Here is an 18383-nt window from a genome sequence, read left to right as displayed (position 1 = left end):
CGGTGTTGCTATTTTGGAGCCTTACGTAACAAATAAAGGGCAAGTAGTCCGAAAATCACATTCGGGACAAATACCGCGATAAGCGGCGGCAGACCGCCTTTCAGTGAAAACATGGTAGCAAACTGAATGAACACAATATAAGTGAAGCTCAATCCGATTCCGATCCCCAAGCTCAAGCCAATACCGCCGCGCACCTTTTTCGATGATAGCGCAACACCCATCAAGGTCAGCACATAAGCCGCCAGCGGCGTGACAAAACGCTTGTATTTCTCCAACAGCAGGTCGGTCATCATACCTGTACCCCTGATCTTTTCCTTTTCGATCCGATCGTTCAATTCGGTCATATTCATCGAAGTGAAAATGTTATCATACACCTCAAAGTCGCGGGGCGTCATATCCAACAGCGTGTCCATGCTCGTGCCCTTGATCATTTCCTCATTCAGCGAATCGATGACCCGGATGGTATAATTTTCGATGCGCCAATTGTTTTTCACTGAGTCCCATGTAATCCGGTCGGCCATCAGTTTTTCGGTCATACGGCCGCCGTCAAATTTTTCTAACACGAAATTATAGCCCACTTTCCGGTTATTATCGAAATTGTCGATATAAACATAGCTGTCGCTATCAATTTGCATATGTGTGGAGCTTTTCGTATTATTTTCCACCGGCTTCACATAGACGCGCTCAAACCCTACTTTCAGCTTGTTGGTACGGGGAATGATGTATACGCTGAAAGCAAAATTGAGTGCGAAGATAACCGTGGCCGCTATCATGTATGGCCTGATAAACCGGTTGAAACTCATTCCACCGCTCAATATCGGCACAATCTCGGTTTGGTCTGCCATCTTCGCGGTGAAGAAGATCACCGCGATGAAGTTAATGAGTGGCGACAGCATGTTGAGATAAAACGGAACAAACCCAGCGTAATACTCAAAAATGATCTTGGATAGCGGGGCTTTATGCTTCATAAAATCATCCAACCGCTCAGACACATCAAAGACTACCGCCACGACGGTAAAAATACCCATGGTAAACACAAACGTACTCAGGTACTTTTTGATGATATACCGATCAATGATATTAAAAGACGACCTCAACCACGCCATCATGCTCATAACCTTTCATCCAGTTGCTTTACCATACGGTTTTTCCATTCTAGAAAATCCCCTGCCATGATGCGGGCCCGCGCTTCTTTCACCAGCCTTATGTAAAAATGCAAGTTGTGCAACGACGCAATCTGCGCGCCGAGAATTTCTCGGGAACGGATTAGGTGCCGCAGATAAGCTTTGCTATATACCCTGTCTACCAAGAGGTCACTGTCGGCATCTATTGGAGCAAAATCTGCTTCCCACTTTTTATTCTTTATGTTAATGATGCCCTGCCAGGTAAAAAGCATACCGTTCCGCGCATTTCGCGTAGGCATCACACAGTCAAACATGTCTATGCCCAGCGCGATGTTCTCCAAAATGTTAACCGGCGTGCCCACTCCCATTAAATAACGTGGTTTTTCGGGCGGGAGTATTTCGCAAACGACTTCGGTCATGGCATACATCTCATCCGCTGGCTCACCCACCGACAATCCGCCAATGGCATTGCCTTCGCGTCCGAAGGAAGCGACAGTTTCGGCAGATCGCTCTCTCAAGTCGCGGTATACAGATCCCTGAACAATCGGGAAAAGGGTCTGTTCAAAACCGTATAGCGGCTCTGTGTTATCAAAGCGGTCGCAGCAGCGCTTAAGCCAGCGATGAGTCATATCCAGCGATTGCTTTGCATATCGGTAGTCACAGGGATAGGGAGTGCATTCATCAAATGCCATGACAATATCGGCGCCGATAATGCGCTGGGTATCCATCACATTCTCAGGCGTGAAGAGGTGCTTGGAACCATCGATATGCGAACGGAATGTCACACCTTCCTCTTTGATCTTGCGCACCTCGGTAAGCGAATACACCTGATAACCGCCGCTATCGGTCAATATCGGTTTATCCCACCCGTTGAACCGGTGGAGCCCACCAACACGTTGCAAGACGTCAAGCCCCGGCCGCAAATACAGGTGATAAGTATTGCCCAAAATGATCTGCGCCTTGATATCGTCGGCCAACTCATGCTGATGCACGGCCTTTACCGTCCCCGCCGTTCCCACAGGCATGAAGATTGGGGTTTCTATCGTACCATGCGCAGTCTCCATGACGCCGGCACGCGCCTTGGACTGTTCGTCTGTTGCCTGAAGGGTAAATTTCATTGTGGTGCAAACTTAGATAACTTGCCACTGATATGCAAGTTATAGATCGCTCATCTATAGACCCAACCGAATTCTCACAACCTTCCGGGAAATCGAGTAGCGTTTTGCTTCGATATCAAAGATTTGGTTTATATTAGCGCTAACCAATCGTACGTGCTATTCATGAATGATATCAAATAAGACAAATGAACCAGCTACTATTGATATTGCTTTTGGGCCTATCAACTTCGGGTCAAAATGCTCAACTAATTAATACGCCTATAGCCAAGCACGGCCCGCTCGAAGTGAAAGGCGGCCGTATAGTCAACCAACATAATCAGCCACCACAATTGCGAGGCATCAGCTTTTCGTGGAGCATCTGGAACGGTCAAAAATACTATACCCCCGAAACCGTTGACTGGCTGGTAGACGACTTCAGCGTCAGTTTAGTCAGGCTGTCCATGGCCATTGAGCCCACGGGCGGATACCTCGAACAGCCCGAAATACAGACAGAGCGGATCACCCGACTTGCCGACAGGGCAATTGAACGGGGCATATACGTCATCATCGATTGGCATGACCACAATGCAGAGCGAAACAAAGCGCAGGCCGAGGCGTTTTTCAGCCTGATGGCCAAACGATATGCCGCCGTTCCAAACGTCATTTATGAAATTTGGAACGAACCCGAACAACAGCCGTGGTCGGTCATTAAAACGTATGCGGAAGCCGTGATCAGTGCCATCCGCAGTCATGATCCCCACAACCTTATCGTAGTCGGCACTCCCCGTTGGGCCCAGGATGTAGATATTGCAGCCGCTGAACCCATCAGCGGCTTTACCAATATCGCCTATGCCTTTCATTTTTATGCCAGCGACCCACACCACCAAGAACGTCTCCGCAACAAAGCTGACAAAGCCATTAAGATGGGGCTGCCACTCTTAGTGACGGAATGGGGTGTCGGAGAGGCTAATGGTGACGGCGTGTTTGATACCGGAAAAACCGCCAAATGGTTGCAATGGATGGAAGACCGACAACTAAGTTGGGCCAACTGGAACCTAACAGACAAAGCAGAAACAACCGGACTGCTATTGCCCGGCGCATCTCCGCTTGGAAACTGGCCGGTTTCCCAATTGAGCCCCGCAGGTCAATACATCCGAACGGAACTCAAAAAATCAGCGATCCGTCAATAGGCGCCGCGGCCTTACTTCACGCCGTCTTCCACCTTCCCTGCCATCCAGCGTACGTACGCACGGTATGCCGGCCACCTATTTTATGAAACTAAAAAGTTCCATCATTGAACTGTAATTCCTGATTTTTCTCTAAGTTTGGCAACATATATGGAAATACTCAACCAAATGGGTGAATTTGTTTTTTTCCTATTATCAGGAATTTGCGGAGCGCTTTTGGTTATCCAACTCTACTACTTGCTCTTTGTCTATGGCAAATTGGCGTTTTTTAAGATCCCACCGAAACCGACCAATGCGTTTACTCTCCCACTATCTGTAATTATCTGCGCACGTAATGAGGAAGAGAACCTGCGCCGGAATTTGCCCATTGTCCTGAATCAGGACTATCCAGAATTTGAAGTGATATTGGTAAACGACTACTCAGAAGATGATACCAAATGGCTGCTGAAGGATCTGTGCGCACAACACCACAACCTCAAAGTGGTCGAAATCGCGGAACACGTACGGCTTAAGCACGGGAAAAAGTTTGCTGTCACCCTTGGCATTAAAGCCGCCCGATATGAACACTTGGTATTTACCGATGCCGACTGCGTTCCGGCATCGGGCCAGTGGCTCAGACACATGGCAGATGCCTTTACCGGTGGGGAAGAAATCGTGCTGGGATATTCGCCCTATTATAAAAGGCCAGGGTTCCTCAATGCGCTTATCCGTTTTGAAACCTTCCACACTGCCATGAGCTACCTTTCTTATGCGCTTGCCGGAAACGCCTATATGGGCGTTGGCCGCAACTTGGCATACACTAAAAGTTTATTCTTCAGGGGCAAAGGATTTGCCGCGCATATGCATATCCCCTCGGGTGACGACGACCTTATGGTAAACCAGAATGCCACGCGACATAATACGACCGTCTGCATACACCCTGATGCCTTTGTGTGGAGTGAACCGAAGACCTCGTTTTCGGCTTACTTCCGTCAAAAAACTCGGCATGCAGGGGCATCCCAAGCGTATAGGCCCACTCACCGCCGGATGCTGGCTACGCAATTGGTAAGTGCATTTCTTTTTTACGTGACTGCCGCCGTAACCGTAGTAATTTACCCGATGTATTGGTATGTCATTCTCGGTTTTTACATAACGAGACTATCCGTACAAATTGCCATCTATTATCCCATCATGAATAAATTACAAGTCAAAGGTCTGATATGGGGGCTGCCGGTTTTGGATGTATTATACTACAGCTACATCTGTGTCAATGGATTTTTTGCCTTATTCAAGAAAGAAGTGAAATGGAAGTGACGCTTGATCCATCCGTCGAAATTATATATAATTATTTTCCTAAACTCTCTGATACGCAGCGGGAACAATTCCGGCGGCTGGGCGAGTTATATCCCTATTGGAATGCGCAGATCAACGTGATTTCACGGAAGGATATTTATAGCTTGTACTTACACCATGTACTGCATTCGCTGGGCATAGCGAAGTTCACCAACTTTACGCCAGGCACACGTGTGTTAGACGTGGGCACGGGTGGTGGTTTCCCCGGGATTCCCTTAGCCATTCTGTTTCCGGAGGCCCAGTTTGATCTTGTCGATTCCATCGGCAAAAAGATTAAGGTAGTGCGGGAAGTCGCTTCGGCCATCGGTTTGAAAAACATAGCGGCTTATCATATCCGCGCGGAGGAGCTGGATGAAAAGTATGACTTTGTAGTATCCCGCGCCGTCACTCGCCTCGCCGACTTTTACCGCTGGGTGGCTAACAAGATTTTAAAAAAAGACCGAAATGCCATTGCCAATGGCATCTTGTACCTAAAAGGGGGCGACCTGCGTGATGAGATCAACGAAGCGCGCTTGCAGGCGGAGGTACATCCGCTTTCAAGCTTTTTCAGTGAGGCCTTTTTTGAAACGAAACACATCGTTTACATTCCGGTATGACCCCGAAACTTTTTCTGCGTACCAAGCAGCAAATTTTTTCCCCAAGTAATTAAATCATTTTTCTTATATTGGCTCCATCCTATGAGCCTACTTCATCAAATCGCATTGACCTACGTGGGTGGCGTCGGGCCTATGACAGCTCGGCACCTGATTACGCAATTCGGGGACGCAAAATCCGTATTTTCGGCCTCCAAGAAACAACTCATGGTTACACCGGGCATCGGCAACCGCTTAGCGGAAAATATTCTTGCGCCTCAGGTACTCCGTGAAGCCGAAAACGAACTCCGTTTCGTCCAGAAACATGACATCCAAGTTCTTTCCCTCGGCGACGAGCGATATCCTAAACGGCTTGCTGACTGTCCGGACGCACCGGTTTTGATCTATTATAAGGGCACGGCAGATCTCAATGCACCACGGATCATCAGCATTGTGGGCACTCGGAACGCCACGTCTTATGGCAAGGCCATCTGCCAAGAGTTCATTCGCGAACTTTCGCCTTATCAAGTAACCATCGTCAGCGGTCTGGCGTATGGTATCGACAGCTACGCACATCGAGATGCACTCGCGAACCAGGTACCTACAGTCGGTGTGCTGGGGCATGGGCTGGACCGGATCTATCCAACCACCAACAGAGAAATGGCTGCGCGAATGCTTGACCGCGGCGGCTTGATCACCGAATTCCCTTCGGGAACCAACCCGGACAGGCGAAACTTCCCCATGCGCAATCGTATCATTGCCGGCTTGGCCGACGTGACGGTGGTGGTGGAAGCTGCTGCTCGGGGCGGCGCACTCATCACCGCGGAGATTGCCAATACGTATAACCGCGACGTGTGCGCTTTTCCCGGAAGCATTAACCGCGAATTCTCCGCAGGGTGCAACTACCTCATCAAAACCAACCGCGCGCACCTGATCACCGGCTCGAAGGATCTCGAGTACTTGATGAACTGGCAGGCCGTGGAAGAGCCACAACCGGCACAGCTGCCTCTTCACGTGTCGCTTAGTCCCAACGAACGTCAAACACACGACATCATCAAAGCGGCGGGAAAGATCTCAATTGACGAACTTTCACGGCAGCTCAAATGGCCGCAGAGCAAGCTGGCTATCACGCTCATTGAAATGGAAATGAAGGGCATTATTGCTGCGCTTCCGGGCAAAATTTACCGACTATTGTGATTTTTATTGCCTAGTATCACAAAATTCACTACCTTTGCCGTGGGTAAGTCTTTTACGACCAGCTCCTCGAGAATCCCCCAGGGCGGGAACGCAGCAAGGGTATTGGGTTGAGCGGTGCGATAAAAGTAGCTTGCCCATTTTTTATTGGTGGCACACCGCCCCTGTCAAAGCCAGCAATCCCTGCCATCCGACCACTTCTATCTACTGCACTTGCATATCCACACAAGTTTATCTAAGTTTGCAACCCATAACGACGATTTGCATGAGTTGGTTCAGACGTGAAAAGGCCGGGATAAACACGGCTACCGAACATAAAAAGGAAGCCCCAGACGGCCTGTGGAACAAGTGCCCTTCCTGTAAAAAGCCGCTGCTGAATATCGAGCAGATTGAAAACAAATACGTATGCCATTACTGTGGCTATCACTTGCGCATTGGCTCGGCGGCCTATTTTTCAATCCTATTTGATGACAACCAATTCAACGAACTGTTTAGCAACCTTCGTTCCGGAGATCCACTCGTTTTTGAAGACACGAAAAAATACACCGAACGACTGGACGAGAGCTACGCTAAAACAGGTTTGAACGATGCGATCCGCTGCGCGCATGGTAAAATAGAAGGGCAGGATCTTGTGTTGGCATGCATGGATTTCACGTTTATCGGTGGATCCATGGGATCGGTAGTCGGCGAAAAAATATCCCGGTCAATCGATTATTGCATAAAGCACAAAATCCCTTTCATGCTGATCTCCAAATCCGGGGGAGCCCGGATGATGGAGGCGGCCTTTTCACTCATGCAGATGGCCAAAACCTCTGCCAAACTTGCGCTACTGAACGAAGCCAAATTGCCTTATATCTGTTTGCTGACCGATCCGACCACTGGTGGCGTGACCGCTTCCTACGCTATGCTGGGAGACATTAATATTGCCGAACCGGGCGCCCTCATCGGATTTGCAGGGCCAAGGGTAATCAAAGAGACCATAAAAAAGGATTTGCCGAAAGGTTTCCAAACGTCCGAATTTTTGCTTGAGCACGGATTCCTTGATTTCATCATTGACCGTCGCCAGCTTAAGCAAAGAGTGGCGTTATTTCTGCGGATGGTAAAGTAGGTTTTGTGTTTTGAATTTTCTTATTTTTTTTCATATTTGCTTCGTTCAAACTAATTATGCTGATTTAAACTCCGTCTAACCATCACTTACTAACCGGAAAAACGCGAATGGCGAAAACGAAGTATCATTACAATTCGCATACATTAAAGTATGAGAAAGTAAAAACTAGCACCAAAACCTGGGCATTGCGTGCACTCGGATTTCTAACCAGCTCTTTTGCTTGCGCTATTTTCCTCCTCTACATCGGGTTCACCTTCATTGATTCACCAATGGAAAAACAACTTCAACGGGAGGTTGACCAAATGGCTTTGCAATACAGCATCATGCAGGAACGGCTGAAGCAAATCGATGGCGCGTTGGAAAACATGCAGCACCGTGACGACAACATTTATCGCGTCATCTTTGAGGCTGACCCGATAGACCCTGATGTTCGCAAGGCTGGCTTCGGCGGTGTCAATCGCTATAAAAACCTGGAACATTTCAGTAACTCGGACTTAATGATAGAGACTACAAAAAAATTGGATTATATCTCCAGGGCACTTTACGTACAGTCCAAATCGTATGACGAGCTAACTGAAATGGCTAAATCCAAAGCCGAAATGATGGCTAGTATACCTGCAATACAACCTATCGATAGCCGCAGAATACAGGGTGGAATTTCCGGTTTTGGCATAAGGATACATCCCGTATACAAAATCCGAAAAATGCATGCTGGCATCGATTTCACCGCACCGACAGGCACCCCGATCTATGCAACCGGTAATGGGCTGGTTGAAGCCGCCGGCATTGATGGCGGCTATGGACGCCGGGTAGTCATTAACCATGGCTATAATTATAAGACGCTTTATGGCCATATGAGCCGATTCACCGTAAAGGTCGGGCAAGAGGTAAAACGCGGCGACCTTATCGGTTATGTAGGCAATACAGGCACGTCAACAGGTCCGCATCTGCACTACGAAGTTCACAAAAACGACAAACCGGTAAATCCGATTAATTTCATATACAATGATCTTACACCATCGGAATATGCTGCTATTTTGGAGGCTGCATCGCAGGAAAACCAATCTTTCGATTAGCGTCAGTGAGATAGCAGCCGGAATACTCAGGCCTGTAATTATTGACACGGTTTCTTGAAAATCCCAAGGTAATTGTATATTTGTCTACAACGGCTACACGTTATCAGTAATATGCCATACAAGGAGCGCGAAATAAACAAACTGTACTACACAATGGGTGAGGTAACGTCCATGTTTGGTGTCAACGCCTCTCAAATACGGTTTTATGAGCGTGAATTTGACATCATCCAACCTAAAAAGAACAAAAAAGGCAACCGGTTATTCACTCCAGAGGACATTACAAACCTGCGGATCATTTTTAACCTGGTAAAAGAGAAAGGATACACCCTCCAAGGGGCGAGAGACTATCTGCGCAACAATAAGAACGAAGCCCGTGAAAACCAACGCGTGATAGATTCGCTCGAACGCCTGAAAACTTTTTTATTGGAAGTACGCGACAGCCTTTAGTCGGCGGCTCCTATCAATTGTGTATCAGACAACCGGACGAACGCTTCGACTTTTTCTACCATCTCAGAACTGCCAATAAAAATAGGCGTACGTTGGTGCAGGTGATGCGGCTCAATTTCCATAATCCGGCGGTGGCCGTCCGTCGCTTTCCCCCCTGCTTGTTCAATAACAAAAGCCAATGGATTACACTCGTACATCAGCCGGAGCTTACCGTTGGGGTGGGAAGAAGTGGTAGGGTAAAGAAAAATCCCGCCTTTGATCAGGTTGCGATGAATGTCGGCCACCATTGATCCGATATAGCGGGAGGTAAATGGCCGATCCGACATTGCATCCTCCACTTGGCAGTACTTGATGTAATCTTTTACACCCTGCGGGAACTTCGTGTAATTACCTTCGTTGATCGAATAAATTGTGCCACGCGAAGGAATGGTCATATTCGGATGGGAAAGACAAAATTCGCCGATGGATGGATCAAGTGTGAATCCGTTTACACCCTTCCCGGTCGTATACACCAACATCGTGGAAGAACCGTAGATCACATAGCCGGCCGCCACTTGGCGTTCGCCTTTCTGGAGAATTTCGTCAATCTGAGCAGGGCCGTCCGTGGTCGTGCGCCGGTAAATGGAAAAAATGGTCCCGACCGAGACGTTCACATCGATATTTGATGAGCCATCCAATGGATCAATGCAAACAATGTATTTAGCGTTCTGGGAGATCTTGGAATTGATAAAGATACAGTCGTCATGCTCTTCCGACGCCACTACGCAACATTCCCCGCCGCTTCGCAATGCAGAAATAAACTGTTCGTCGGCATATACATCGAGTTTCTTCTGCCCTTCCCCCTGGATGTTGGTGGTGCCATTGTCACCGAGGATATCAACGAGACCCGCTTTGTTAACCTCCCGGTTGACAATTTTTGCTGCAATGCCGATGTCGCGCAATAGCCTCGATAACTCGCCTTTTGCATAGGGGAAGTCTGCCTGCTTTTCGATAATGAATTGACCCAGGGTGGTTACTTTTGTCATAAAACGGCGCGTTAGTTAGTGTACTTTTATAATTAAAAAACATGCAATATTACGCACAAAATGGCAATATAACAAAGATTTTAAAAACACTTAGTGTAAAACCATCCTTTACCGTCCTGACAGTTCTACGACCTCCAGCCCTTCAATGCGGTTATAGTCGATGCTAAATCGTAAAAGTGTGCGTACCTTATGCCAGCCTTGCTTTCCCGCAGCTCCCGGATTCAGGTGCAGGCATTGTAACTTTTGATCGTACATCACCTTAAGGATATGCGAATGGCCACATATGAAAAGCTTTGGCGGATGCTGATTGATTTCTTTCCTTATGGATGGACTGTAGCGGCCGGGGTAGCCACCGATATGGGTCATCCACACATCCACCGCTTCACAGGTAAAACGCAGGTGTTCGGGATATATTTTGCGAACATCCTGCCCGTCAATATTACCATAAACACCCCGCAAAGGCTTAAAGGCGGCCAGCGTATCCGCTACGGCAATATCACCGAAGTCGCCGGCATGCCAGATTTCGTCGCACTGATCGAAATGGCGGAATACCGCCTCGTCAAGGTGTCCATGGGTATCCGCAAGTAGGCCGATTCTAATCATACAAACGCGAATATAGGGATTCCTAAAATGACAGGAAAAAATCCTGAAGTAGCTCCCGGTACGCTGGACTGTAAACTCCCTTTCTTTGGTAAATCACAAAGTTGTCGCCAGAATAGGTCTTACAGCTGTTTGCCGACTTACCGATTGCCAGAATGCGCCGGACCGGGGGATGAGCGTCAAACGAACGGATATCTATGGCCCACTGCACCCCCATTTTATATTCGCTGATGGCCTTCGTGGCTATCTGCTCCGCAAGGGGTATGGGGAGTACCAACTGTAAACTGCCATCAGGCGCAAGCCACTGGGCCGCCCGGGCCAATAATTGCGAAAAGAAAGACATATCAGTATGCCTGGCCACCTGCTTACGCTTGTCATGGTTTTTAAGTGAATGCAAAAAATAAGGAGGGTTAGAAACAATCAAGTCATATGTTTTACCTGTTTCAAAATCAGCCATTGCCACGGCATAGCTGGCAACCCGATCTGCAAAAGGAGACCCTTGAAAATTTTTACCAGCCACTTGCGCAGCCAATACGTCAATCTCAATCGCGTCTACCGAAGCCAACGGAAAACGCTGTGCCAGCATCAACGCGATGACGCCGGTGCCCGTTCCGATATCAAGAATACGCCTCGGGTGCGCTGTGGCAGCTATAGCACCCAACAGAACACCATCGGTATTGACCTTCATCGTGCAGTCCGATTGGTCCACTGCAAATTGCTTAAAACGAAACACCGACATAGGCCTTCTTATTTCTTAATAAACCCACCCTACAAAGCGTGCACGACAAATAACGAAAGAATCTAGCAATTATTTGCATTTCATACAAATAGTTCCGAATATTGTATAAGCACTTACGTATTCCGAAATGGACTTTTATCATTCACTCGGCCCATTGATGCTCGGAAGCCGCTTGCGACGGACAAGCGAATACTTCATCGCAGAGATCAATAAGGTATACCATGAACAAGGTATCGTCTTTGACGCAAGCTGGTTTCCGGTATTTTATATCCTTTCCGAAAAGCAACCCGTCTCCATCAAGGAAATCGCCGGCAGACTCCAAGTTTCGCACTCCGCGATAAGCCAACTGGTCGGCAATCTAAAAAGGAAGCAGCTGGTTGATACGGAGGTCAGCGGCGAAGACGCACGCCGGCAACTGGTGAGGCTTTCACCCAAAGGTCAGGAGTTGCTACAACGGATAACACCGGTTTGGACGGCGATTTCCGCCGCATTTTCGCAGCTAGCGCACGAAAACGTCCAAACAGAGACCTTGTTTCAGGGAATTGCAGCCCTGGAGCAAGCATTTACAGAAACTGCACTTTCTGATCGCATCACAAAATCACTCCACGTATGCGCAAGCCATACGCGGTCTCTTTGAATGCTTCGAAGAACGTATTAGAAGTGAAAATAATGTATACACACTTCATTATCTTTAACAAAAATCAATCGAATGAAAAATTTCCGATACGGTATCGATAAGCTGACAATAGGAACGGCTATGGCGCTTACCCAGGGCAGACTCCACGGAACCCTCACGCCAAAGGTAAGGCATAAAATAGACCAATCTGCGGCGCTTGTAAAAGATATTGTGGCGCATAGCGACATTGTCTATGGCATCAATACCGGGTTTGGACCGCTTTGTGACACCATCATCTCCGCGGAAGATACCGCAAACCTTCAGCACAATTTACTCAAAAGCCATTCAGTAGGCGTAGGCAACCCTATCCCTGCCCCCATCGCCAAAACGATGATGATTATCAAAATACAGGCGCTTGCGCAAGGGTACTCCGGCATACAGCTTCGCACCCTTGAGCGCATTATCTGGATGGCCCATCAGGATATTATCCCCGTTGTTCCCGAGCAGGGTTCAGTAGGGGCCTCTGGGGACCTCGCCCCGCTTTCACATCTCTTCCTGCCGCTCATCGGCCTCGGCGAGGTGTATTATAAAGGTGAGATAGTATCGACCGAGGAAGCTTTGGGGATGCAAGGGATAACTCCCCTGCAGCTTGGCCCAAAAGAAGGTTTGGCACTGATTAATGGCACGCAATTCATTGCCGCACATGCGGTGCATGCACTGTATCGTATGCACAACGCGCTGGAAGCCGCTGATATTATAGGCGCAATGTCTCTTGAAGGCGTAATGGGTTCCTACAAACCATTCGATGCCCGCCTGCACAATATCCGCCCTTTCCCAGGCAACCAGTTGGTGGCGCACCGGCTGTGGGAACTGTTGCATCGTTCTGAAGTCGCTAATTCACATCCCGACTGCGGCCGTGTACAAGACCCTTACTCCCTTCGCTGCATGCCCCAGGTGCACGGTGCCTCGCGTACGGCGTGGCTCCACCTCAAGGAACTCACAGAAATCGAAATCAACGCCGTAACCGACAACCCTATTTTGCTCGGGCCACATGATACCATCAGCGGAGGCAATTTTCATGGACAACCGCTCGCTATCGCACTTGACTATACCACTGTTGCAGCCGCCGAACTCGGTAATATTTCTGACCGGCGTAGCTACCTAATTATCGAAGGGCGATACGGCCTCCCAAAATTACTTATCCAAGACGCCGGGTTGAATTCGGGCTTCATGATACCACAATATACTGCGGCAGCGTTGGTATCTGAAAACAAGACCTTGTGCTTTCCTGCAAGCGCCGACAGTATTCCTACATCGTTAGGCCAAGAAGATCACGTATCCATGGGTTCCATAAGCGGCAGGAAGCTGAATAAGGTCATCGACAACCTGGAATACATCCTGGCTATCGAGCTTCTTTACGCAGCACAGGCATTAGATTTGCGCAGGCCGCTTAAATCATCAGAGGTGCTGGAAGCCTGTCATGCACTGGTAAGGACGGAAGTGCCCTTTACCGACAAGGACCGTATTTTTGCTTATGACATCCAAAAATTACAGCGGCTGATTTGCAGCGGGCGACTGGTAAAAAAGGCAAACCAGGCCGCTGAGCTATACGACTATCACCTCAACAAAACCGCATATGACGCTTTCAGCATTTCTTGAACAGTACGCCAACCATCCCCATTTTACCTCGCCGAGGGGCAATACATTGCATGCCAGAAGCTGGCAGACAGAAGCACCTCTCCGCATGTTGCTGAACAACCTCGACGCCGAAGTCGCGGAAAACCCAGCGGACCTTGTAGTTTATGGCGGCATCGGCCAAGCGGCACGAAGCCCCCAAGCGCTACAGAAAATCATAGAATTACTACTCAAACTCGACGAAAACCATTCACTACTGGTACAATCTGGCAAGCCGGTAGGAATCCTCCGCACGCACCCCCAGGCGCCAAGGGTATTGATCGCTAATAGCAACCTCGTACCCAAATGGGCTACGTGGGAGCACTTCAACGAACTGCGCAGTAAAGGTTTAATGATGTATGGCCAAATGACCGCAGGCAGTTGGATATACATCGGTTCGCAGGGCATCCTGCAGGGTACTTATGAAACTTTTGTCGAATGTGGTCGGCAGCATTTTAACGGCTCTTTGCAGGGCAGGCTATTGGTTACGGCCGGCCTAGGCGGAATGGGCGGCGCTCAACCGCTTGCAGCTACCATGGCGGGAGCGGTTTTCCTCGGAGCCGAGGTGGACAAATCGAGAATACGGAAGCGGCTTGACACCAATTACCTGGACAGGATGACCGAATCGTACGATGAGGCGATCAGCTGGATACGGGAAGCGCTAACTCAGCGCCGACCGCTGTCGGTCGGTTTAGTTAGTGACGCCGGCGACCTGTTGGAGCGGCTGCTTCACGATGGCATCATTCCAGACATCCTTACAGACCAGACTTCGGCACATGACCCCATAAACGGTTATGTCCCCCACGGCATGTCACTTGACGAGGCTGCCGCGCTCCGAAAGAATGATACGGTAGCCTATAAAAAAGAAGCATTGAAGAGCATGGCACGGCATGTCGGGTTCATGTTAAAAATGCAACGCCGGGGTGCCGTCACGTTTGATTATGGCAACAACCTCCGTGAATTTGCTAAAGAAGGTGGTGAGGCCCAAGCGTTTGACTTTCCGGGGTTCACCCCGGCATTTATACGGCCATTGTTCTGTGAAGGCAAAGGGCCTTTCCGCTGGGTGGCGTTATCAGGCGACCCGCAAGACATCTATGCCACCGATGAGGCACTGATGGAAGCCTTTCCCGAAGACAAAAACCTGCACAACTGGCTGACGCAGGCACGAAAAAAAATTGCATTCCAGGGCTTGCCTGCGCGTATCTGCTGGTTGGGAATGGGCGAACGAGAAAAAGCTGGATTGATTTTCAACAACCTGGTGCGATCCGGCAAAATAAAGGCGCCTATTGTCATTGGGCGAGACCACCTCGACTGTGGCTCCGTGGCCTCACCCAACCGGGAAACAGAAGCGATGAAAGACGGGTCAGATGCAGTATCAGACTGGGCCCTGCTCAATCTCATGGGCAATACCGCTGGCGGAGCAACGTGGGTATCGTTTCATCATGGAGGTGGTGTCGGCATGGGGTATGCTCAGCATGCGGGCATGGTTGTGCTGGCTGACGGCTCGGACCGCGCAGACGAATGTCTCCGCCGTGTCCTGCATAATGACCCGGCGATGGGCATTTTCCGGCATCACGATGCGGGATACGACGAAGCAACCGGATGGGGAAAACGTTTTGATTTGTTGATATGACCGGCCATAGCGAGCTGGCGGTTAATCTGGGAACTGAAGCAGAACAGTAAAGATGAAACGAATAGGTCCTTTTTCCCAAGTTGTTACGCTGCGCCGGCTTCCATTGAAAGGCCCCATCGCCGATGATCAATTGGAAATCATCACCAATGGGGGGATAGTGGTCGACAACGGTTATGTGCGTGCGGTGGGCCGCTTCGACGAACTAGGACGGGGGTATCCCCACGCCGCAATCGAAGAAATACACGGCAACCACACGCTGGTACCGGGTTTTATCGATTGCCACACCCACATCTGTTTTGCGGGGAACCGAGCAAGAGATTATGCGATGCGCGTGGCAGGGAGAAGTTACCTCGATATAGCCGCCGCTGGTGGCGGAATATGGGACTCGGTACTCCAGACGCGGGCTGCTGATCCCCATGAGCTGGCACTGTCTACCGCCGGGCGCGCAAACCGATTGCTGCAAGCTGGAGTGACCTCCATAGAGGTAAAAAGCGGATATGGGCTTAGCGCGGATAGTGAATTGGCTATGCTACGGGCGATCGCCAAAGCGCGGGAGCATACACCAGCGGACCTCATCCCGACGTGTTTAGCAGCACACATGAAACCGCGTGATTTCAGTGGGGATGAGTCTGCGTACATTGACCATATCCTCATGGATTTACTCCCGGTCGTCCGGAATGAGGGGCTTGCACAGCGCGTCGATATATTTATCGAGGCGTCCGCTTTCAAGCCGTCAAACGGAAGATATTACCTTCAGAAAGCCAAATCCTTAGGTTTTGTACTTACGGTCCACGCGGACCAGTTCAGCACCGGTGGTGCTGAAGTAGCTGTGCAATGCGGAGCTGTGTCAGCTGACCACCTGGAAGCAAGTACCGATCAGCAGATTAATTTACTTTCACGCTCAAACACGGTGGCCGTGGTGCTGCCGGGTGCATCTATGGGACTTGGCATGGGGTTTGCGCCCGCCAGGAGATTGCTTAATGCAGGCGCTTGCGTAGCCATAGCCAGCGATTGGAATCCCGGTTCAGCGCCGATGGGAGACTTGCTCACGCAGGCCGCTGTACTTGGGGCGTACGAGAAGCTTACCTTGGCCGAAACGCTTGCCGGACTCACCTTCCGCGCGGCGATGGCGCTTAAGCTTAGTGACCGAGGAACGCTTGACGTAGGTTCCCTCGCCGATGTGCAGGCCTATCCTACAGCAGACTACCGGGACATCTTATATAACCAGGGTTCATTAAAACCGATGTACACATGGAAAAAAGGGATCCGCTGCCAATAAATATAAAATTTTACCATGCACCTGATATGCAGTGCTGGAAGGGCCGCATAGACGGCACGGCCGAAACGGAATTGCGTTGGCACCAACACGTGCAGCCGCTGAATCTGGTCGCCCCGTTTAAGCAGTCACTTGAAGGCTGCGTGATATTGCTGGGGTTTCCGTGCGATGAAGGCGTAAAGCGTAACGGAGGCCGGACAGGTGCCGCTCAGGGGCCCGCTGCACTTCGGGACGCATTGTGCAACCTGCCTGTATTTTACCCGGATTTATCCATCTATGATGCGGGCGACATCGTGTGCCGAGAAAACGATCTCAAAACCGCTCAGGTGCAACTTGCTGCCGCGGTAAAACGCATTTGTGAACACGGCGCCTTCCCTTTAGTACTGGGAGGCGGGCATGAAGTCACTTATGGTCATTACCGGGGAATAGCAGAATCGATTCGTCATGAGAGCGGTGCACGCCGCGTAGGCACAGTCAATTTTGATGCGCATTTCGACAACCGAGAACCCAAAGGTTCCGAACCAAATTCCGGAACCGGATTCTGGCAAATCGCAAAAGACTGCAAAGAAGAGAATCACCCATTCCATTACCTGGCTTTGGGCATCCAAAAGACAAGCAATACCCCTAGCCTATTTAATACCGCACACCAGACCGGCACGCAATATGTGCTAGCTGAACACTTCACTAAGGATGATCAACACATACCGCAAGGGCTTATCGCAGCATTTATAGAAGCCGTAGACTCGATATACCTGACCATTGACTTAGATGTATTTGCCGCGGCTTATGCCCCCGGCGTAAGCGCTCCCGCCTACAGTGGCATCTTACCAGACAGGGTATTCTTCGAGTGTTTGGATAGTCTGTTCAATAGCGGAAAGGTTGTTTCTATGGATATTGCTGAACTAAATCCTGATTTTGATATCGATAATCGGACAGCCCGGCTAGCGGCAAGCTTGATTTTCCATGTAATAGCGCGTTTAGCGGACAGGCACTAAGCTTCGAACTTATATCCCACCCCTTTCACCGTAGAAACGTAGCTTTCTCCGATCTTCTCACGCAATTTCCGGATGTGTACGTCTATCGTACGGTTGGTCACCACCACCGAATCCTCCCAGATGTTTTTCAGGATGACTTCGCGCGTGTATACTTTCCCCGGTTTGGAGGCCAGCAGGTAGAGTAGTTCAAACTCCTTCTTGGCAAGGACAATTTTTTCACCATTTTTAAACACCAAAAAAGCCTCACGGTCAATAACCAGGTCGGAAATCTCAAGCTTTTCACTTGGAAGTTCGTCATTCTGCACATTTCGGCGAAGGATAGCATTTATACGGCTCAGCAAGGCCCGCGGTTTTATCGGCTTGGCAATATAATCGTCCGCACCCACATTGAAACCGGCAATTTCCGAATACTCTTCACTCCTGGCTGTAAGGAATACCATAAACGTACTTTTGAATTCAGGCATCGCCCGCATAATCCGACAGGCTTCTATGCCGTCCATTTTCGGCATCATCACATCTAGAATGATCAGGTCAGGCATGATTTTTTTGGCTGTGGATACCGCTTCCTGCCCATTGGATGCGGTGTACACCTGATAACCTTCGCGTTTAAGGTTATAGGCAATTAGTTCTACGATGTCCGGTTCGTCATCCACCACCAGTATCTTTTGTTTTGCAGTGCTCATGGCAT

18 protein-coding genes and 1 other RNA gene are annotated in these 18383 nt (G+C 49.5%); 13 read left to right on the top strand and 6 right to left on the bottom strand.

Translation table 11 applies throughout. The features are described from left to right. Positions 1–8: 8 nt before the first annotated feature. Both ACFOET_RS09745 and tgt read right to left on the bottom strand, forming a co-directional pair. Positions 9–1106, bottom strand: coding sequence for an LptF/LptG family permease (locus ACFOET_RS09745; protein WP_379022439.1), 1098 nt, complete (start codon positions 1104–1106; stop codon positions 9–11). A 5-nt stretch (positions 1107–1111) separates the two neighbouring features. Beyond that, positions 1112–2242, bottom strand: coding sequence for a tRNA guanosine(34) transglycosylase Tgt (tgt, locus tag ACFOET_RS09740; protein WP_379022034.1), 1131 nt, complete (start codon positions 2240–2242; stop codon positions 1112–1114). Positions 2243–2427: 185 nt separating this feature from the next. Between tgt and ACFOET_RS09735 the strand changes: the two genes are divergently transcribed. The 8 genes from ACFOET_RS09735 (at position 2428) to ACFOET_RS09700 (ending at position 9137) form a co-directional block, all read left to right on the top strand. Continuing rightward, a complete protein-coding gene (locus tag ACFOET_RS09735; RefSeq protein ID WP_379022032.1) occupies positions 2428–3411 on the top strand; it encodes a glycoside hydrolase family 5 protein in 984 nt (327 codons plus the stop codon). A 147-nt stretch (positions 3412–3558) separates the two neighbouring features. After that, positions 3559–4701, top strand: a complete 1143-nt coding sequence (locus tag ACFOET_RS09730; RefSeq protein WP_379022030.1) for a glycosyltransferase — start codon at positions 3559–3561, stop codon at positions 4699–4701. Next, complete coding sequence (gene rsmG, locus ACFOET_RS09725) at positions 4692–5336, top strand: 16S rRNA (guanine(527)-N(7))-methyltransferase RsmG (RefSeq protein ID WP_379022028.1); 645 nt, start codon at positions 4692–4694, stop codon at positions 5334–5336. Before ACFOET_RS09730 ends, rsmG begins: the two co-directional genes overlap by 10 nt. Before the next feature lie 81 nt (positions 5337–5417). Further along, positions 5418–6509: a DNA-processing protein DprA gene (gene dprA, locus ACFOET_RS09720; RefSeq protein ID WP_379022026.1), complete on the top strand. Its 1092-nt coding sequence runs from the start codon at positions 5418–5420 to the stop codon at positions 6507–6509. A gap of 41 nt (positions 6510–6550) precedes the next feature. Beyond that, positions 6551–6648: signal recognition particle sRNA small type (gene ffs / locus ACFOET_RS09715), an RNA gene on the top strand. 123 nt (positions 6649–6771) lie between these two features. After that, complete coding sequence (gene accD / locus ACFOET_RS09710; RefSeq protein ID WP_379022024.1) at positions 6772–7614, top strand: acetyl-CoA carboxylase, carboxyltransferase subunit beta; 843 nt, start codon at positions 6772–6774, stop codon at positions 7612–7614. A gap of 107 nt (positions 7615–7721) precedes the next feature. After that, the gene (locus ACFOET_RS09705) at positions 7722–8690 is read left to right on the top strand and encodes a M23 family metallopeptidase (RefSeq protein WP_379022022.1); all 969 of its coding nucleotides are present in this window, start codon (positions 7722–7724) and stop codon (positions 8688–8690) included. A 111-nt stretch (positions 8691–8801) separates the two neighbouring features. Continuing rightward, positions 8802–9137, top strand: a complete 336-nt coding sequence (locus tag ACFOET_RS09700; RefSeq protein ID WP_379022020.1) for a MerR family transcriptional regulator — start codon at positions 8802–8804, stop codon at positions 9135–9137. Here the strand turns inward: ACFOET_RS09700 and fbp are convergent. From fbp to ACFOET_RS09685, 3 genes are all read right to left on the bottom strand, one after another. Then, positions 9134–10162: a class 1 fructose-bisphosphatase gene (gene fbp, locus ACFOET_RS09695; protein WP_379022018.1), complete on the bottom strand. Its 1029-nt coding sequence runs from the start codon at positions 10160–10162 to the stop codon at positions 9134–9136. The genes ACFOET_RS09700 and fbp overlap by 4 nt on opposite strands. A gap of 108 nt (positions 10163–10270) precedes the next feature. Beyond that, positions 10271–10765 carry a metallophosphoesterase family protein gene (locus tag ACFOET_RS09690; protein WP_379022016.1) on the bottom strand — a complete coding sequence of 165 codons (495 nt, stop codon included), beginning with the start codon at positions 10763–10765 and terminating at the stop codon, positions 10271–10273. Positions 10766–10787: 22 nt separating this feature from the next. After that, complete coding sequence (locus tag ACFOET_RS09685) at positions 10788–11501, bottom strand: tRNA1(Val) (adenine(37)-N6)-methyltransferase (protein ID WP_379022014.1); 714 nt, start codon at positions 11499–11501, stop codon at positions 10788–10790. Between the two features lie 127 nt (positions 11502–11628). Between ACFOET_RS09685 and ACFOET_RS09680 the strand changes: the two genes are divergently transcribed. From ACFOET_RS09680 to hutG, 5 genes are all read left to right on the top strand, one after another. Continuing rightward, positions 11629–12138 (top strand): MarR family winged helix-turn-helix transcriptional regulator, encoded by a 510-nt coding sequence (locus tag ACFOET_RS09680; RefSeq protein ID WP_379022012.1) that lies wholly within the window; start codon positions 11629–11631, stop codon positions 12136–12138. A gap of 72 nt (positions 12139–12210) precedes the next feature. Beyond that, on the top strand, positions 12211–13776 hold the full coding sequence (gene hutH, locus ACFOET_RS09675; protein ID WP_379022010.1) for a histidine ammonia-lyase: 1566 nt from the start codon (positions 12211–12213) through the stop codon (positions 13774–13776). Further along, a complete protein-coding gene (gene hutU, locus ACFOET_RS09670) occupies positions 13754–15424 on the top strand; it encodes a urocanate hydratase (protein WP_379022008.1) in 1671 nt (556 codons plus the stop codon). The genes hutH and hutU overlap by 23 nt, the downstream gene beginning before the upstream one ends. 52 nt (positions 15425–15476) lie before the next feature. Beyond that, complete coding sequence (hutI, locus tag ACFOET_RS09665) at positions 15477–16703, top strand: imidazolonepropionase (RefSeq protein ID WP_379022006.1); 1227 nt, start codon at positions 15477–15479, stop codon at positions 16701–16703. Then, positions 16676–17695: a formimidoylglutamase gene (gene hutG / locus ACFOET_RS09660; protein ID WP_379022004.1), complete on the top strand. Its 1020-nt coding sequence runs from the start codon at positions 16676–16678 to the stop codon at positions 17693–17695. The genes hutI and hutG overlap by 28 nt, the downstream gene beginning before the upstream one ends. Here hutG and ACFOET_RS09655 read toward each other — a convergent pair. Beyond that, positions 17692–18378 (bottom strand): response regulator transcription factor, encoded by a 687-nt coding sequence (locus ACFOET_RS09655; protein ID WP_379022002.1) that lies wholly within the window; start codon positions 18376–18378, stop codon positions 17692–17694. The genes hutG and ACFOET_RS09655 overlap by 4 nt on opposite strands. Positions 18379–18383: the final 5 nt, after the last annotated feature.

This window comes from Parapedobacter deserti, assembly GCF_042646065.1.
Classification (GTDB): Bacteria; Bacteroidota; Bacteroidia; order Sphingobacteriales; family Sphingobacteriaceae; genus Parapedobacter; species Parapedobacter deserti.
Note: the sequence above shows the minus strand (reverse complement) of the source record. Positions and strands in the feature narration are given on the sequence as shown.

What these genes read in the sequence shown, in the direction of transcription:
- ACFOET_RS09680 (WP_379022012.1), top strand. Translation starts at nt 11,629, where the DNA reads ATGGACTTTTATCATTCACTCGGCCCATTGATGCTCGGAAGCCGCTTG.
- ACFOET_RS09700 (WP_379022020.1), top strand. Translation starts at nt 8,802, where the DNA reads ATGCCATACAAGGAGCGCGAAATAAACAAACTGTACTACACAATGGGT.
- ACFOET_RS09655 (WP_379022002.1), bottom strand. Translation starts at nt 18,378, where the DNA reads ATGAGCACTGCAAAACAAAAGATACTGGTGGTGGATGACGAACCGGAC.
- hutI (WP_379022006.1), top strand. Translation starts at nt 15,477, where the DNA reads ATGAAACGAATAGGTCCTTTTTCCCAAGTTGTTACGCTGCGCCGGCTT.
- hutH (WP_379022010.1), top strand. Translation starts at nt 12,211, where the DNA reads ATGAAAAATTTCCGATACGGTATCGATAAGCTGACAATAGGAACGGCT.
- tgt (WP_379022034.1), bottom strand. Translation starts at nt 2,242, where the DNA reads ATGAAATTTACCCTTCAGGCAACAGACGAACAGTCCAAGGCGCGTGCC.
- ACFOET_RS09730 (WP_379022030.1), top strand. Translation starts at nt 3,559, where the DNA reads ATGGAAATACTCAACCAAATGGGTGAATTTGTTTTTTTCCTATTATCA.
- hutU (WP_379022008.1), top strand. Translation starts at nt 13,754, where the DNA reads ATGACGCTTTCAGCATTTCTTGAACAGTACGCCAACCATCCCCATTTT.
- rsmG (WP_379022028.1), top strand. Translation starts at nt 4,692, where the DNA reads ATGGAAGTGACGCTTGATCCATCCGTCGAAATTATATATAATTATTTT.
- ACFOET_RS09745 (WP_379022439.1), bottom strand. Translation starts at nt 1,106, where the DNA reads ATGGCGTGGTTGAGGTCGTCTTTTAATATCATTGATCGGTATATCATC.
- ACFOET_RS09735 (WP_379022032.1), top strand. Translation starts at nt 2,428, where the DNA reads ATGAACCAGCTACTATTGATATTGCTTTTGGGCCTATCAACTTCGGGT.
- ACFOET_RS09685 (WP_379022014.1), bottom strand. Translation starts at nt 11,501, where the DNA reads ATGTCGGTGTTTCGTTTTAAGCAATTTGCAGTGGACCAATCGGACTGC.
- accD (WP_379022024.1), top strand. Translation starts at nt 6,772, where the DNA reads ATGAGTTGGTTCAGACGTGAAAAGGCCGGGATAAACACGGCTACCGAA.
- fbp (WP_379022018.1), bottom strand. Translation starts at nt 10,162, where the DNA reads ATGACAAAAGTAACCACCCTGGGTCAATTCATTATCGAAAAGCAGGCA.
- ACFOET_RS09705 (WP_379022022.1), top strand. Translation starts at nt 7,722, where the DNA reads ATGGCGAAAACGAAGTATCATTACAATTCGCATACATTAAAGTATGAG.
- ACFOET_RS09690 (WP_379022016.1), bottom strand. Translation starts at nt 10,765, where the DNA reads ATGATTAGAATCGGCCTACTTGCGGATACCCATGGACACCTTGACGAG.
- dprA (WP_379022026.1), top strand. Translation starts at nt 5,418, where the DNA reads ATGAGCCTACTTCATCAAATCGCATTGACCTACGTGGGTGGCGTCGGG.
- hutG (WP_379022004.1), top strand. Translation starts at nt 16,676, where the DNA reads ATGGAAAAAAGGGATCCGCTGCCAATAAATATAAAATTTTACCATGCA.